Origin of the sequence: Pseudoalteromonas phenolica (assembly GCF_005886345.1) — a bacterium.
GTDB classification, from domain to species: domain Bacteria; phylum Pseudomonadota; class Gammaproteobacteria; order Enterobacterales; family Alteromonadaceae; genus Pseudoalteromonas; species Pseudoalteromonas phenolica_A.
In genome coordinates, this window is record NZ_PNEC01000001.1 from 154,032 (window position 1) to 170,391 (window position 16,360).

General features: G+C 41.9%; 16 protein-coding genes. 6 read left to right on the forward strand and 10 right to left on the reverse strand.

The window, feature by feature from the left end; genetic code table 11:
• Positions 1-19: 19 nt before the first annotated feature.
• Both envZ and ompR read right to left on the reverse strand, forming a co-directional pair.
• Positions 20-1,321 (reverse strand): two-component system sensor histidine kinase EnvZ, encoded by a 1,302-nt coding sequence (gene envZ / locus CWB72_RS00770; RefSeq protein ID WP_138567268.1) that lies wholly within the window; start codon positions 1,319-1,321, stop codon positions 20-22.
• 9 nt (positions 1,322-1,330) lie between these two features.
• On the reverse strand, positions 1,331-2,050 hold the full coding sequence (ompR, locus tag CWB72_RS00775) for an osmolarity response regulator transcription factor OmpR (protein WP_130254189.1): 720 nt from the start codon (positions 2,048-2,050) through the stop codon (positions 1,331-1,333).
• Positions 2,051-2,232: 182 nt separating this feature from the next.
• Between ompR and greB the strand changes: the two genes are divergently transcribed.
• Together greB and CWB72_RS00785 are read left to right on the forward strand one after the other, a co-directional pair.
• Positions 2,233-2,706 carry a transcription elongation factor GreB gene (gene greB, locus CWB72_RS00780; protein ID WP_138628517.1) on the forward strand — a complete coding sequence of 158 codons (474 nt, stop codon included), beginning with the start codon at positions 2,233-2,235 and terminating at the stop codon, positions 2,704-2,706.
• A gap of 88 nt (positions 2,707-2,794) precedes the next feature.
• Complete coding sequence (locus CWB72_RS00785) at positions 2,795-5,119, forward strand: Tex family protein (protein WP_138628519.1); 2,325 nt, start codon at positions 2,795-2,797, stop codon at positions 5,117-5,119.
• Between the two features lie 88 nt (positions 5,120-5,207).
• Here CWB72_RS00785 and CWB72_RS00790 read toward each other — a convergent pair whose 3' ends face one another.
• The 3 genes from CWB72_RS00790 to bioH all read right to left on the reverse strand — a co-directional run bounded on the left by CWB72_RS00790 (position 5,208) and on the right by bioH (position 7,271).
• A complete protein-coding gene (locus CWB72_RS00790; protein WP_138628521.1) occupies positions 5,208-6,113 on the reverse strand; it encodes a putative metalloprotease CJM1_0395 family protein in 906 nt (301 codons plus the stop codon).
• Between the two features lie 6 nt (positions 6,114-6,119).
• Positions 6,120-6,428: a hypothetical protein gene (locus tag CWB72_RS00795; RefSeq protein ID WP_138628523.1), complete on the reverse strand. Its 309-nt coding sequence runs from the start codon at positions 6,426-6,428 to the stop codon at positions 6,120-6,122.
• Between the two features lie 105 nt (positions 6,429-6,533).
• On the reverse strand, positions 6,534-7,271 hold the full coding sequence (gene bioH, locus CWB72_RS00800) for a pimeloyl-ACP methyl ester esterase BioH (RefSeq protein WP_138628525.1): 738 nt from the start codon (positions 7,269-7,271) through the stop codon (positions 6,534-6,536).
• A gap of 56 nt (positions 7,272-7,327) precedes the next feature.
• On the opposite strand from bioH, the gene CWB72_RS00805 reads away from it, so the two are divergent.
• The gene (locus tag CWB72_RS00805) at positions 7,328-8,032 is read left to right on the forward strand and encodes a ComF family protein (protein WP_171037188.1); all 705 of its coding nucleotides are present in this window, start codon (positions 7,328-7,330) and stop codon (positions 8,030-8,032) included.
• Here CWB72_RS00805 and CWB72_RS00810 read toward each other — a convergent pair.
• Positions 7,994-10,549, reverse strand: coding sequence for a M14 metallopeptidase family protein (locus tag CWB72_RS00810; protein WP_138628529.1), 2,556 nt, complete (start codon positions 10,547-10,549; stop codon positions 7,994-7,996). The genes CWB72_RS00805 and CWB72_RS00810 overlap by 39 nt on opposite strands.
• 146 nt (positions 10,550-10,695) lie before the next feature.
• Here CWB72_RS00810 and nfuA point away from each other — a divergent pair, with 146 nt between their 5' ends.
• Positions 10,696-11,271 carry a Fe-S biogenesis protein NfuA gene (nfuA, locus tag CWB72_RS00815; protein ID WP_138478225.1) on the forward strand — a complete coding sequence of 192 codons (576 nt, stop codon included), beginning with the start codon at positions 10,696-10,698 and terminating at the stop codon, positions 11,269-11,271.
• A 2-nt stretch (positions 11,272-11,273) separates the two neighbouring features.
• Complete coding sequence (locus CWB72_RS00820; protein ID WP_130254198.1) at positions 11,274-11,549, forward strand: hypothetical protein; 276 nt, start codon at positions 11,274-11,276, stop codon at positions 11,547-11,549.
• On the opposite strand, the gene CWB72_RS00825 is transcribed toward CWB72_RS00820, so the two are convergent.
• Positions 11,494-12,825 (reverse strand): MATE family efflux transporter, encoded by a 1,332-nt coding sequence (locus CWB72_RS00825; RefSeq protein ID WP_171037189.1) that lies wholly within the window; start codon positions 12,823-12,825, stop codon positions 11,494-11,496. The genes CWB72_RS00820 and CWB72_RS00825 overlap by 56 nt on opposite strands.
• Between CWB72_RS00825 and CWB72_RS00830 the strand changes: the two genes are divergently transcribed.
• On the forward strand, positions 12,802-13,842 hold the full coding sequence (locus tag CWB72_RS00830) for a polysaccharide deacetylase family protein (protein WP_252371463.1): 1,041 nt from the start codon (positions 12,802-12,804) through the stop codon (positions 13,840-13,842). The genes CWB72_RS00825 and CWB72_RS00830 overlap by 24 nt on opposite strands.
• Here CWB72_RS00830 and CWB72_RS00835 read toward each other — a convergent pair.
• The 3 genes from CWB72_RS00835 to CWB72_RS00845 are packed head-to-tail and all read right to left on the reverse strand — an operon-like array spanning position 13,829 to position 16,300.
• Positions 13,829-14,860, reverse strand: a complete 1,032-nt coding sequence (locus CWB72_RS00835; protein WP_138628535.1) for a protein-glutamate methylesterase/protein-glutamine glutaminase — start codon at positions 14,858-14,860, stop codon at positions 13,829-13,831. The genes CWB72_RS00830 and CWB72_RS00835 overlap by 14 nt on opposite strands.
• A gap of 8 nt (positions 14,861-14,868) precedes the next feature.
• Positions 14,869-15,486: a chemoreceptor glutamine deamidase CheD gene (cheD, locus tag CWB72_RS00840; RefSeq protein ID WP_138628537.1), complete on the reverse strand. Its 618-nt coding sequence runs from the start codon at positions 15,484-15,486 to the stop codon at positions 14,869-14,871.
• 1 nt (position 15,487) lies between these two features.
• A complete protein-coding gene (locus tag CWB72_RS00845; RefSeq protein ID WP_138628539.1) occupies positions 15,488-16,300 on the reverse strand; it encodes a CheR family methyltransferase in 813 nt (270 codons plus the stop codon).
• Positions 16,301-16,360 lie beyond the last annotated feature (60 nt).

Genomic DNA, 16,360 nt, shown 5'->3' on the forward strand with positions numbered 1-16,360 from the left:
ATATTATTCATTAGAGCTCTTAAGCTTGGGCAGGTAAGTAGACCTCTGCACTTAAGCCACCTTCTTTACGATTACGAAGCTTCACTGTGCCACCATGGGTAGCTACTATACGCTTGATGATCGCCAAACCTAAGCCACTGCCCTCACTACCTCGTGCTTGATCGCCTTGCTTGAAAGGCTCAAATACACTTTCTAGTTCAGCTTCAGGAATACCCGGTCCACGATCTTTAACTGTGACAATCACTAACTTCTTTCTAGGGTTGTAGGCTGTGGTTACATCAATCGCTTCATCAGAGTAACGAATGGCATTTTCGATCATATTGGTTACTACACGCTTTAATGCCACCATATTCATCATAACCTTAGGCAAGGTTTCAGCTGCAAACAGATTAATCTCTCTTTGATGTTGCTGCTCAGCATGCACGACTTCAGAGACCAAGCTATTCAGATCTTCTAAGTGCATTTCACCACTATTATGATGACGAAGATATTCAATAAATTGATCGATTATGGCATTCATATCTTCAATGTCATCGACGATCCCTTCTTTAAGATAGTCTTCTTCATCTGACATCATTTCGGTTGCTAAGCGGATCCTAGTCAAAGGCGTTCGTAAATCATGTGATACCCCCGCCATTAGTAAACGCCTATCATTCTCGAGCTCAGCGATGCCTTTCGACATCTTGTTAAACGCTTGTGTTACTTCTACAACTTCCGTTGAGCCTCGCTCTACGAGTCGAGTAGAAAAATCTCCCACACCGACTCGCCCAGCTGCTGTTTGTAATGCTTTTAGGGGGCGGTTAAGATGCCTTGCAAACCACCAGCCCCCCAATACACTTAAAAAGCCAATACTCGACAGGTAGAAGATCAAGAACTCCATTTTTGTTTCACTGAAGCCTGTTAAAGGCACTCTGACCCAATAGCCAGGAGCTTGCGGCGCTTCCACCCAATAAACCACAGGGTCGCCTTGACTGATCCGCACTCTTGCCGAGCCATTGAGCTGTTCAGACATGCTCTTCGACAACAAACTATACTCTTTGGCTTTTTCGAGGCCATTCATATAGGCTTGTCGCTGCGTCATAACCTCGATACCCGTTATCTCAAAAAACTTTTCAGATAACTCTTTGTTTACTTCAACCCCTTCTTCCCAATCAATGAATACCGTTTTAACTTGCTTAGCCAACATCAAATTAACTTGCTCAAATGTTGGCTTAAACACATAAAGTGTCACTGTGATATAAGAAACGATTTGGTTGATAAGCAATAAAGCACCAACAAAGAAGACCGTTTGTCCAAAAGCGCTACGTGGAAAAAAGCTCATAAACGAAACTTACTTCTCACCGTCTGGTACAAACACGTAACCCAGACCCCAAACTGTTTGGATATATCTAGGATTAGCTGCATCTTCTTCGATCATACGGCGCAAGCGAGACACTTGAACATCGATACTACGCTCAAGCGCACTGTAATCACGACCGCGCGCAAGGTTCATAAGTTTGTCACGGCTTAATGGCTCTCTAGGGTGACTTACCAGCGCCTTCAGTACTGCAAATTCACCGCTGGTTAAAGAGATGACTTCATCGCCTTTTTGCATTTCACGGGTCGCCAAATTCAGTTTAAAAATACCAAACTCTACTTCATTTTCTTCGGCAGCTGGCGCACCCGGCACTTCTTTGGCGCGACGACGTAATATTGCCTTAATGCGTGCCAATAACTCTCTTGGGTTGAACGGTTTAGGAATATAGTCATCAGCTCCTAGCTCTAGACCTATAATTCGGTCAACTTCATCGCCTTTTGCTGTCAACATGACGATGGGCATATCATTTTCTTTTTGTCTTAGTCGACGACAAATTGATAAACCATCTTCGCCTGGAAGCATTAAATCTAACACCATTAAATGGAAGTTTTCGCGCTCTAGTAAGCGATCCATTTGCTCACTGTTAGCGGCAGCACGAACAATAAAACCTTGCTCAACGAGATAACGCTCTAACAAACTGCGTAAACGCATATCATCGTCGACAACTAATACCTTGGTAGTTTCATTTCCCATGATTGATTTCTTCTTTTTATCCAATATCTATGCTTAATATAATTGAAAATGTGATTTCTCGACACCATTACTATGAAGAGTTTTGTTACCGAACATTACAATTTTTTAATATTTTGCTAGCTCGACACCCAGATAATTTTTTATTACCGTGTCAGTGGAGTAAAGATGACTCTGATTAATGTATGAAAACCAATTTAATTACCCCTGAGGGTTATAACCAATTACAAAAAGAGCATGACCACCTCTGGTATGAAAAACGTCCTGAAATCACCAAAATAGTGAATTGGGCAGCCAGCTTAGGTGATCGCTCAGAGAATGCTGATTACACTTTTAATAAGCGCTTATTACGGCAAATAGACCGTAGGGTACGCTATTTAAGAAAACGTTTACCCGACTTAAAGATTGTTCAATATGACCCACAACAAGCTGGCAAAGTGTACTTTGGCGCTTGGGTTGAAATAGAAAATGAACAAGAAGAAATAAAACGTTTCAGAATTGTCGGTCCAGATGAAATTTATGACCGGAAAGACTATATTTCTATAGACGCACCAATGGCACGAGCACTATTAGGTAAGGAAGTCGACGACGAGTTTGTCGTGCGAACACCAGAGGGAAAAAAGCTCTGGTATGTAAATACTATCGAATACCTGAAATAAGCTTCTCATTCATAGACGCTATGCTATGATCGCCCACATAAAATACGCTTAGACAGCACGTATACATCTGAATTTATAAGGATTTTGCATGAGCAACATCTCTGCACGTTTGGCACAAGAGCTAAATGCAAAAGAACAGCAAGTCATTGCTGCAACTGCACTTCTTGATGAAGGTGCCACAGTTCCATTTATTGCTCGTTACCGTAAAGAAGTAACCGGCGGTCTAGACGACACGCAATTACGTCTTCTAGAACAGAGACTTGGTTATCTAAGAGAGCTAGAAGACAGAAGACGCTTCATTCTTGATACCATTTCAGAGCAAGGTAAGTTAAGTGATGCCCTTGCTGGCGATATCAACAACGCGCAGAGTAAAACCGAGTTAGAAGATTTATATCTTCCCTACAAGCCTAAGCGTCGTACTAAAGGTCAAATTGCCATTGAAGCGGGTTTAGAGCCACTTGCGGATGCCCTTTATAAGGATGCTGGTTTAGACCCTGAAAGCCATGCGGCTCAATTCGTAAATGCTGAAAAAGGCATTGAAGATGTCAAAGCAGCACTAGACGGCGCTAAATTTATTTTAATTGAACGCTTTGCCGAAGATGCTAAGTTACTAGCAAAGCTTAGAAAACAAATCGACACACAAGGTGTGATCGAAGCCAAAGTAATTAAAGGCCAAGAAGACGCTGGCGCTAAATACCGCGACTACTTTGAGCATTCAGAGAAGCTCACGAAAGTCCCTTCGCATCGTGCGTTAGCTATGCTTCGTGCCCGCAACGAAGGCATATTACAGTTAAACATTAACCCTGAGCCGAGCAGCGAAAACCCAGCACAGTATTGTGCACAAATCATCGCTGATCATTACCAATTAAATGTAAGCTCAGCAACAGCAAGTGCTTGGTTAATGTCAGTGGTTCAATGGGCTTGGAAAGTAAAACTATCTCTGCACCTAGAAAATGAGTTTTTAGGGACCATGCGTGAAAAAGCAGAGACACAAGCCATTGATGTATTTGCCAAGAACTTAAAAGATCTACTGATGGCAGCACCTGCGGGTCCTCGCGTGACTATGGGTATCGACCCAGGTCTGCGTACGGGCTGCAAAGTGGCTGTAGTTGATGCGACAGGTAAGCTGTTAACCACAAATACCATCTTCCCACATGCACCACAGAACCATTGGGACAAGTCAGTACGCACTTTAGAGCAGCTATGTCGACAACATAAAGTAGAGCTAATCGCCATTGGTAATGGCACAGCGTCTCGTGAAACAGACAAACTTGCAGCTGAATTGCTTGCTAACAACAAAGAGCTCAACATGAGCAAAATCATGGTCAGTGAAGCAGGTGCATCTGTTTATTCTGCCTCTGAGTTTGCCGCGAATGAATTCCCAAATTTAGACGTATCGTTACGTGGTGCAGTTTCAATTGCTCGCCGACTTCAAGACCCACTTGCAGAACTAGTAAAAATTGAGCCTAAATCAATTGGTGTAGGCCAATACCAACACGATGTTTCTCAAAGTCAGCTAGGTCAGTCACTGATCTCTGTGGTTGAAGATTGTGTAAACTCGGTGGGTGTTGATGTCAATACCGCTTCGGTACCACTACTTACCCGCGTTTCTGGCCTAAACAAAACCCTGGCTAGTAATATTGTGCAGTTTAGAGACGAAAACGGGTCATTTAACAACCGCGCACAATTGAAAAAAGTCGCGCGTTTAGGACCTAAAGCATTCGAACAAGCCGCAGGTTTCTTACGTATCGTGAATGGTGCAGATCCACTTGATAGCTCATCTGTTCACCCTGAAGCATATCCTGTGGTTAAACAGATCTGTACTGAAAAGAACATTGAAGTGAGCGACCTTATCGGTAACAGTGATGTGTTAAAACAACTTGAGCCAGCTCAATTTACTAATGACAAATTTGGTTTACCAACGGTTACTGACATCATTTCTGAATTAGACAAGCCTGGCCGCGATCCTCGCCCTGAGTTCAAAACAGCGGTATTTAAAGCGGGTGTTGAAACCATTCAAGACCTTAAAGTCGGTATGATTTTAGAGGGTGTGGTATCAAATGTAGCTAACTTTGGTGCCTTTGTTGACGTCGGCGTACACCAAGATGGCCTGGTACATATTTCTGCGATCACCAATAAATTTATTTCTGATCCGCGCGAAGTCGTAAAAGCAGGTGATATTGTTAAAGTAAAGGTACTAGAAGTCGATGTAGCTAGAAAGCGTATTAGCTTTACAATGCGCCTAGATGATGAAGTGCAACAAGCTGCGCCTCAGGGTAAATCTACTTCAAATAAACCTTCGCAAAACAAAACTGCAAACAAGCAAGCTAAAGGACAACGCCCTAAAAAAGATGCTGGTAATGCCGCAATGGGTAATGCCTTTGCTGAGGCTTTTGCTAAATTAAAAAAATAATATCACTGCCAGCCATACTTACTCAAAATGGTTGATAATGAGAAATAAAAAAAGCCGCTCAAAGCGGCTTCTTTTATTTCTAATTATCTTAAACTGACACGTATAAGTTACTATTATTAGTAGGCACGGCAACGTGCTGATAAAAGTCGCTGATCCGTAATGCTCTGGCTTGAACTTCTGGGTCAGGCTCTATAGGTAAAGCAACCGCATAAGGGTCGCCTTCACTTTGTAATGAAGCTCTCTCTAAGGTTTGAATTTCATTATCTGAGCTATCTTCTTCACTTAACCTGCGTGTTTCGTATCTACCCACTGAACCACTTTCAGATTCAGCTTCTTCGTCACCGCTAATCACTTGCTGGGCCAAGTCAGCTTGTGCAGATGCCATTTTTTGAGTTGCATCAGCTGCTATTGCTCTATCGGCACCAGATGGCTCTGCCGGTGCAAGTGCGGCAGCACGCACTGTCTGCATTTTATCTATGGTTGCTTTTGGATCATTGGGTACCTCAGCAACATCAATCATTACCTGACCACCCACGGCATAGTTGTTACCGTCTGGTCCTCGCTGATATTCATAAGTTGGAGAGCCAGCATATTGCCCACCGACACGCGCATGCGCCTGCTCATGCAAACGCACCTCTCTGTCTCGAGCTTTTAACTCTTCTATTTGCTGCTGCTCAGCTTCTTGATTTTGTTTTTCTTGTTCTGAAGTTTCTTCTTGCGAGCCGCCTTTGCTCTGTTGCTCGCGTTGTTCATCATCTTCAGCAATAACCTTATTTTGCTGTAACTGACCAGTACTGTCGTAAGTGCCGCTATCATCGGTAAGATGAGAACGTGACTTCTCACCATCATTTAGCGCTTTATTTTCGGTATGAGTTGCATTGGTTGGGGCTGGTTTAGGTATTACTTCGCGCAGCTGATTATCTCGTCTAGCTGTTTCAGTATAGACGTTAGATGTATTTAAATTAATCGCCGGCTGCGGCGTTAAAATATTCATAACATTTTAAACTGATATGTCTACCAGAGTACCTAGCGCTTCATCTGCGGTGCGGATCGACTGAATGTTTGCTTTGGCGTTAAACTCTTCGACTTTAAGGTTAACTAAAGCTTCATCGATTTTTGCTGGCTGAGATACAGGTTCAGTCACGGCTTCGTCGGGGCTAGCCCCTTGCAACTGACGTTGTTGCGCAAGCTGAGATTCATCTTGCTCAGACGAAGTTGCACGATTTATCTCCGCTGTGGCACGTTCAATACCTTGACTGGCACGGTTGTAACCGTCTATACCATTATTAAGTACATCACCAATTGGCATAACAAGCACCTCTGCAAAAATCTAAAATATGTATAATTATTGCGCAAAAATGGTACAAAATAAAGTTTTCGACAGTAAAAAGCGGCAATTTTTTGCCGCTTTTTACTAAAGTACTGATTTTAGGAAATTTAAACTTTCGGTTCTGTGCGAAATAAAAGGGGCATGTGACGCTTTTGGTAAAATCTCTACCTGGAAGTTGCTATTTAAAGCCTTCATCTTTGCAATACTTCGCCTTGGCACTAAAGAATCCAACTTACCAAATAAGCCATATATTGGCTGTTCAAGTGTGCTAAAAACTTCTCGATAATCATCATTTAAAAGAATATCGAGACCTGCACTCAAGGCTTCGGAATTTGCCTCTGGCGCTTCTAATAACCAAGCTCTTAATTGCTTAACATCTTGCTTAGCGTGTTCTGAACCCATAGCTTGTATCGCTAAAAAACGCTCGATGGTCTTGGCACTATTATCAAGCAATTGCGCTTTAAAGTTTTCTAACACCTCTACCTTAATACCTGACCAATTATCTGATTCAGCAAAAAACGGCGTTGAAGCGATAAATACCACTTTATTTACCTTTTGTGGATAATGCTTTGCAATATGAAGCGCAACTAAGCCACCAAGTGACCAACCGACCAAGGTTGAATTATCAGCTAGTTGTTCAGCAATAAGCGCTGCAGCGGAGGCAAGAGAATAGGATTGTTCAGGCATGTGAGCATGGCCAAAGCCAGGTAAATCCAAACTTTTTACTTGCCCTTCAACAACGCCTTTTAACTCTTGCTCTAATAACTGCCAAACCTGTCGGTTCATACCCCAGCCATGAAGTAGCACTATTTCTTTTTGCATTATTTTTACTCTAAACCAAACTTAAGCGTATGATACTGATACCAAGGATGAACACAATGTCACTATTAAGAAATTTAGCGGATGCCTTATTTCCAAGTCACTGCCATATGTGCCATAACCCACTTTCAAGTAACGAGGGGATCTGTCAATTTTGTCTCTCTGACTTTCCTTTTATCTCATTAGGACAACCAAACTTATTATTCCAGCCTGACATAGCACGCATGTTTAATTTGCCTCATTGCCATGGGTTAATGGCATGTGCTTGGTATCAAGGTGCTGTAAAACAATGGCTGAGTGAATTTAAGTTTACCAAACAGAGCCATTATCAAACGGCTATCAATGCAGTTATTGCGACTCAACTTGCTCATTTTGAAAGTACATCGACCTTCTCACCCGATGTATATATCATTTTACCGCTGCATAAAAACCGCTTTATTAACCGAGGGTTTAACCAAGTTGCACAGTCCTGGTTGAGTCATTTACCTCATACAAAAGTAAGTACTGATACTTTAAGACGCATCAATGCCACAAAAGCGCAAAGCGGTTTAACTCTCAAACAACGCAAGAAAAATGTAAAACGCGCATTTGAAGTGATGCAAAATCTACAAGGAAAGAAAGTGGCGATCATCGATGATGTGATCACCACAGGTTCGACTATCAACGCTGCTGCAAAAGCGTGTTATACAGCAGGCGCTGAAGAGATATGGGCTTATGCTACGGCTTTAACGCCCTTGCACAGCCAAAGTGTGGCCAAAAAATAATGTATTCGTTAGTAAGCGGCTACTGCCTTTCCAGAAACCTCTAAACACAGGGTTGTCAATCATACCAACGACACTGCCTTGCCCATAACGGTGACCTATCAATGCCGCCGTGTTTGCAATTTGAGTAACATTCTCTGTCGCAGCATATCCTGCCAATAAAGGTTTTGACTGATATTGGCTTACCGTTAGAAATGGCTTATCGGGGATCTCAAACAGCTGTGTACTGTTTTTAAATAACGGTAGTAATTCACGCTCATAACCAAAACTGAGTGGGTGTGTTAAATCAAGTTTTGACGCAAAAATGGCGCCCGCAATACGCTGCTTACCTGATAAAACTTCCCTATCGCCATAGCCCAAACCCGCAGTATCAAACTGCTCTGCCACATGCTTAGGCGAAATCAATTGGGCACTCAAAAGTTGATTATCAACTAACCATTTCGCGCCGCCTTTGTGACCCCAGATCACCCCACCTTTACTCACCCAAGCAGCAATTTTAGTTTTGGCTTTTTCTGCCATACGACGATAACTGCCATGAGCTAAAATAATGTGTGTGTATTTAGAGAGATCTGCACGATGCAATCTGTCTTGTTCAATAATAGTGGGTGCTATACCTAACTGTGTATCTAAATGATACCAAACTTCGCCCACTTCATACTGACTGCTGCCTGCTCCCCCTACCAGTAAGACTTTCGGTGCTTTAATTGGCCTTAACTGACGAGAGCCTAGATCAACGCCTTCGCTGGTTAAGCCGCTTTGAATTGCATGAATTTGTACACCATAGTCAGCTTGTGCTCGTTGCATGATGGCTACAATGTTTGATTGCCTTTGCACACCTGAAGCGACAACAATACTACCCGCTTTGAATTCTCGGTTTCCCAGTGCCGTTTTTGCTTTAAAACCTTTAAGTGCAACACGTGCATCAATCCCTTTCTGTAAAAGTGCATTTAATAGCTTAGGCGCTGCGCTTGGCTGCCAATCAAAGGCATAAGCATAACTCTCTTTTACTGCAGAAAAACCAGCATCTTCTGACTGCCAAGCTTGCTTTGATACATCTAGCCCCCAGCGACTAGATACTTGACCAAACTTTAAGTTGTAAGCATGTGATAGTGTCCAACCAGATACATCATAAAAGGTATTATCTTGAAAACTTGTTTGCTCAGAAAAGATGGCTTTAATTAAACGGAATTGAGCTTGTCTCAATGGAATATAAACATCACCCTGAGCGAAGCTTTGATCGGATGCTTTGATGACTTTATTTAAGGCATAGGCTTTAATTTGATGCTGTGACAGTACCGACATAAACTCATTGAAACGTTGTGGATCTTGACCCTTGGCAACGACATAGCCCATAAACTTCTCTTTATCAGCCAAAGTGTCAGCTTGATGGTAGAAGTTATTCTTGTAGTCAATTAATTGCTGCTTGTTTGCCATCGCACCAGCAAAAGTAGACAAGCTGGTTGTAACTTGGTTTTTAATGCTTTGTGCAAACGTCAGCTGACCATTAATGGTCTCTTGGACATGGCCTCGACTACTTGCCTGTTCAAAGAGAATACCCACCGAGCCATTTATATCAGGGTATGTTGAGCCTTTTCCGTAGTAAAAGTCATCAAAGCTTTCTTGTGTAAAATAAAGCTGATTTTGTGCATCTAAAGCTTGCGCGTGAAAACCTGCAAGCGCTGTTGTTAGCTGGGTATTTTTCTTAGGCGTAAGTGGATGAGTCCGCGTCGGGATCCCCGGCTGGAAGAAATACGTGCTGTTAGGGCCCATTTCATGAAAGTCAGCTAAGACATGTGGCTGCCATTTATGAAATGCGGCTATTCGAGCGCGCGATTCAGGATGTTGGAGTAACAACCAGTCCCGGTTCAAATCGAACATATAATGGTTTGTACGACCTGAAGGCCACTGCTCAACATGCTCTCTATGTTGCGGATCTGCAGATAAGGTTTGCCCTCGATTACTATTTGCCCATTGAGCGAAACGCGCCAAACCATCCGGGTTTAAAGCAGGGTCTAGTAACACCACAGAGTTATTTAGCAGTTGTTCTACCTCTTCTCCTTGTGCGGCAGCCAAATAATAAGCAACTAATAAAGCGGCATTACTGCCAGATGATTCGTTGCCATGCACGCTATATCCCATCCAAATGAAAGCAGGTAAATTTTTCGCTGGCTGCTTTGCAAATACTTGTGCGCGATGCTGCTCACGAAGCTGATCTAACTGAGCAATATTCTCTGATTTACTAAACTTTAGTAGCAGTAGCGGTCGCTTTTCATGACTAAAACCTATGGTTTCAATACTCACTCTAGGGCTTTTTTCAGCTAACACCCGCATATACTGAACCAATTGGTCATGACGCACATGCCACTGACCGACTTGATAACCTAATACCTCTTCAGGCTTTGGAATAGCGGGGTCGAACTGGACATTCTGTTGGAAATAATAGGAAACCGGTTTTGCTATTGCACTACTTGAGAGTAAGTAAGTGCAGCAAAACAATGTGAGTGCGAGGAGCGTGCGCATACTAAAACCTTTTGCTTAAAATTGTAGCAAGTAAGCTAACAAGCAAAATCAGATAAGCCAAATTTTTACGTTCAACACTGGCGACAATGCCACCAGCGGAGTATCATAGCCATTAACCGAGTAATTTAGTCAAGTATAGTTCGATTATGATCACAATTTCTGAAACTGCACAAAGTCACTTTGCCAAGCTATTGGCTGATCAAACTGAAGGCACAAACATTCGTGTTTTCGTTGTAAACCCTGGTACTTCTCAAGCTGAATGTGGTGTGTCTTACTGTCCGCCTGATGCTGTTGAAGAAACTGATATTCGCCTACCATTTAATGGTTTCGATGCAGTTGTTGATGAAGAAAGCGCACCATTTTTAGATGAAGCTGAAATCGACTTCGTAACTGACAAAATGGGGACTCAGTTAACACTTAAAGCGCCTAATGCGAAAGCTAAGCGTCTTAAAGATGATGCTTCTTTAGCTGAGCGAGTTGAGCATATGCTAACGACTGAGGTAAACCCACAACTTGCCAATCATGGCGGCCAAGTAAGCCTAGTTGAAATTACAGCTGAAGGTATCGCTGTCGTGCAATTTGGTGGTGGCTGTAATGGTTGTTCAATGATCGATGTAACGTTAAAAGAAGGCATCGAGAAAGAGATGGTTGCTAAGTTCGAAGAGATCACTGGGGTACGTGATATCACAGAGCACCAAGCTGGTGAGCACTCTTACTATTAATTATGTTGAAGCCCATAATTTACCGTCTAGGGCAACAACCTAAACTCAGCCTCAAACGCTTTTTTATCGGTTTGGGGCTGTTTGCTGTCGCAGTTGCTTTTATTGCTTGGGGTTATTATCACCAACCCTGGGTGCAAATAATTGGTCTAATATTTCTCGCGCCAGCAATTTTCTTTGCGGGTTGGGGCTATTTAGGTATCTTTGCTAACCGCTTCTCACAAGTTATTGCAACAATAAACCCTGCCGTTGAATTTGACGATAACGATAAGCCAAAGTAACGCCTCTCAATAACATAAAGCAACTCATGGCAAACCAAAGGCCATGGTTTTCATACTCCAATGTTAGCCAAATAGGCATCATAAACCCAAAAATAGCAGAAAAGAACATGCTGTTACGCATATCTTGAGCTCGGGTTAAGCCGACAAATATACCATCGAATATAAAGCACCACATTGCCAATAGAGGGAGAAGAATGAGCCAGAATAGGTAATTTTTTGACGCACTGATGACTTCAGGAATATTTGTTAAAAGCTTAACGATGCTTACACCAAACACAGCAAAGACTAGGCTATAGAGCAACGCGAACACAGCCCCCCAAAACAAACTTAAGTTGACCCAAATTTCCACTTTTGCTTCTGAGCCTTCACCTTTGGCTTGCCCTACTTTTGCTTCTGCAGCATACGCAATGCCATCTAAAGCAAAACTCACCAACATTAAGAAATTTAATAAAACGGCATTGACTGCTAGTGTCGTTTCGCCCAATCGTGCGCCATAAAAAGTCATAAAACTAAAGCAGAGCTGCAATAACAGTGAGCGAATAAAAATATCTCGATTTAGTGATAATAGTGCCAAAAACTGTGCTTTGTTTGGCAGCAACCAACGCCAATTGACTTGGTGTTGCGCAAGTTGCTTTTTAATTAATACAGTTGCGACTAGTAGCGCCGTGTAGTCAGCTATCACCGATGCCCAAGCGGCTCCAGCCACTTGCCAACCAAAACCAATTACAAATAACACATCTAAAATAATGTTAGTGATATTTGTAAATAGTAGTAAGTAGAATGGCCCTTTTCCGTATTGCATGCCCAGCATAAGACCCAATAGCACCAAGTTCGTCATCGCAGCAGGTGCACTAAATATTCGAATCTCAAAATAGCTTTTCGCCTGGGAAAACACATCAGGAGAAGCATTGGATAGGGCTTTTATGCTATCTAATAACCAAGGAGAGAGCAGGATTAATGAGATTGAAAAAGTCCAAGCAATCAATAAACTGGCTAATAACTGCTGTTGTAATCTAGGCCAGTTTTTCGCCCCAAAAGACTGCGCAAGCACGCCCGTGGCGCTCATCCTTAGAAAGCTTGCAAGCCAAAATAGCAATGAAATACTGCCCGACCCTAATGCGATACCAGCCAGAAAGTGAACTTCTGATAGATGGCCGATCACCGCTGTATCAACTAACCCTAACAATGGCACAGATATATTTGATAAAATCATCGGACCCGCTAGCAATAGCAGACTTATATGGTACGTTTTATGATTTTTAAATATCTCTTTCATTGTTTTGTTTTCGCTTTGTTATTGTTTTCAACCCCATCTCTATCAGCGGTGATTTTACAGTATCACCACGTCAGCGAGAAGTTACCAGCGGTAACATCAGTGAGTGAAGAAACCTTTAAAACCCACTTAATCTACCTAAAAGAAAATGACTTTAATGTTATTCACTTGGATAAGTTACTCCATCATACACAACAAGGTAAGGCACTGCCTGCCAAAACCGTGGCCATCACTTTTGATGATGGTTACGACAATAACATTGAGCAAGCGGCGCCTATTCTCGAAGCATTTGGCTACCCGTATACTATTTTTGTAAACCCTCAGCTTATCGATGAAAACAAATCATATGTGATGACTTGGGACGAACTCAGAGCTTTAGCAAAACGCGGCGCATTAATTGCTAATCACAGCGCTAAGCATGATTACCTACATTTAAAACAAGACGGTGAAACCCAAGCGCAATGGTTGAAGCGCGTCCGTGAAGATATCCTATTCTCAGAAAAACGCATCGAAGAAGAAGTGGGCTATAATGTAAAATTACTCGCCTACCCCTATGGTGAGTTCAATAGACCACTGCAAAACCTCGTTAAAGAAATTGGCTTTATTGGTATAGGACAACACTCTGGTGCGGTGTCAGAATTTACCGACTACACACGTGTTCCTCGATACCCTGCATCGGGCTTTTACAGTAAGTTAGATACCTTAAAAACCAAATTGCACTCTCTGCCTTTTGCTATCTCGGAGCTAGATTACACTGACTCTGTAACAAGCAACCCAACACCTACTATTGAAATAGAGTTTATCGGCAAAGATTTTTACCAATCTCAGTTTGCATGTTTCGTTTCTGGGGTTGGTCGAGCTGATATTGCTTGGAAAAATGAGAAAAGAGTATCGGTTACTTCACCTGAAGACATTAAAAAAGGCCGAACGCGTTATAATTGTACAGCCCCTTCAATTAAACACCCCGGTCAGTTTTATTGGTTTTCACAACCTTGGGTATTACAAGCTAGCGACGAGTAGATTTAAGTAAGTGTACTGCCACATTTTGTAGTGGTAGCACCTTTTGGGCAGCGTTCATATCCACAGCAGCTTTCGGCATCCCCCAAACAACACTGGTTTGCTCATCTTGTGCTGCTGTTTGTGCACCTGCCTCTAACAATCCCAGTAAACCTCTTGCGCCATCACTGCCCATACCTGTTAGAAGTACAGCCGATACATGTTGAGCAAATGGCTTTAATGAGCTGAATAGAACATCTATAGCGGGCTTATGACGGTTAACTAATTTTCCATCATCTAAGTGGCAAACCTTATTTAATCCTTGAGAAACAATGCTCAGATGTCTATCGCCTGGAGCAATATAAACATGACCAAACTGCAGAACATCTCCATGTTCAGCCTCTTTTACCTTCACTGTGCAACTTTTATTCATTCTCGCGGCAAAAGAGCTACTAAATACCGGAGGGATATGTTGAGTTATAACTATTGGAGGAGCATCCTTGGGCATTTGCACTAGAACTTCTTTTATTGCCTCAGTCCCCCCTGTAGAAGCCCCTATTGCTATAATAGCGTTGCGCTCATAGTATTGTCCTTCTAACAATTCCGCTTTATTAAATCCCTTCCCAATACTCCGATAGGGCCTCAATCTTGCTGTCGCTGCTGTGCGAACCTTTTCTTGAACCATTTCAGCATAATGTTGCAATTGCTCAGCAACATTTATTTTAGGTTTAGCAATGAAGTCTACAGCACCAATTTCTAGGGCTTCAAGGGTAATTGGAGAACCCTGTTGAGTAAGTGTAGATATCATAACAACAGGCATTGGGCGAAGACGCATCAAGTTTCTTAAAAAGCTAATGCCATCCATTTTAGGCATTTCTATATCTAATGTAATCACATCTGGGTTCAATGATTTTATCATTTCTCTTGCTTGGTAAGGGTCTTCGGCACTACCTACCACTTCGAGATCATCAGCCTGTTGAATAACTTCAGTTAATATCCCTCTGATCAAAGGGGAGTCATCGACAATTAAAACTTTTATCATGCTAACTCCTAAAACAGCTCAATGTCTGTCTGCGTATCTTGTGCTTCAATATCATGTAGATAACGAACTTCACGCCTTTCGATAGTATCGTTATGCATCTCTCTTAATTTCTTAACTTGTGCACGACCTGTTTGTGGATGAAAGACCACTTTTCTAGGCCAAGGTCCCCCAACATCATGAGAAACTAATTCTAGGCCTTCTTCTTGAATATATGCATGCGCAAAACGAATATTACCAATACCAATATCTGTCATGGAGCGAATTATTTTTCCGCCCCCGAATAACTTGACCTTTAAATTGTCTTTTGAAGCCCCATTTTTTAGCACTTCATTAATAAGATATTCCATAGCCCAATTGCCATAACGACACGTTAAGTCATCAGCATGAATTTCTTTAATACCTTGTGCAGCAGGTAACATAAAGTGATTCATTCCCCCAACACCCAGATTGTCATCGTAGACACAAGCAGCAATACATGAACCTAGTACTGTAGAGATCAATTCATCACTTTTTGATACGTAGAACTCTCCAGGCAACACCTTAGCAATTATCGAATCTCGGCCAGAGTCCCAAAACCGCTTTACGTGCTCAAACCCTCTGATAACCGGTTTAAAACGATTGTCCATACTACACCTTTTGATACATGGTACGGCCTAAATTTTTGAACTCATGATGCTCTTTACCCATGGTTTCTGAATGACCTATAAATAAGTGTCTTTGCTCTCCAAGTATTTGATGATATTTCATAAATAACTTGTCTTTCGTTTCCTTATCAAAATAAATCAAAACGTTGCGGCAAAAAATAACATCGAAAGGCCCTTTCATTGGCCACTTTTCTAAAAGGTTTAGGCGCTTAAAATAAATCAATGATTGTAGAGTTGGCTTTATTTTATATGCATGACCATCTGCACTTTTTAAAAACCATTTTTTCAATACCCTGCCATCAAGGCCAGTAACGTTGCCTGAATCATAGACCCCACTCTGAGCTTTTGATAACACATTTGAATCCAAATCTGTTGCTAATACTTTAACATCCCAGTCCGATGGGAAACGATTAAAGATCGTCATCGCTATACTGTAAGGCTCCTCACCTGTTGAGCAACCAGCTGACCATATACGAACTCTTTTCGAGTGCTTATTTTTTTCTAATAGTTGTGGCACTATCACTTGAGATAAATACTCAAAATGGTGGCTTTCTCTGAAGAATGATGTGAGATTAGTGGTTATTGCATTGATGAATTGACTAAACTCTTGATCTTCATGGTTATCTAAATACTTTAAATAAGTTGAGAAAGAGTCCAGCTGATTGGCCCTGATCCGTCTAGCTAATCTTGAATAGACCATTTCTCTTTTATGCGGCCCAAGAACGATACCACACGCCTTATAAACTTTTTTCGAGATAGTCTGAAAATCCTCATCAGAAAGAGCAAATTCTCTCATGTTCAATCCTGTTTACATGAAGTTACTTGGTAGACGGTATAAAAAGCTAGCTCGAAAATA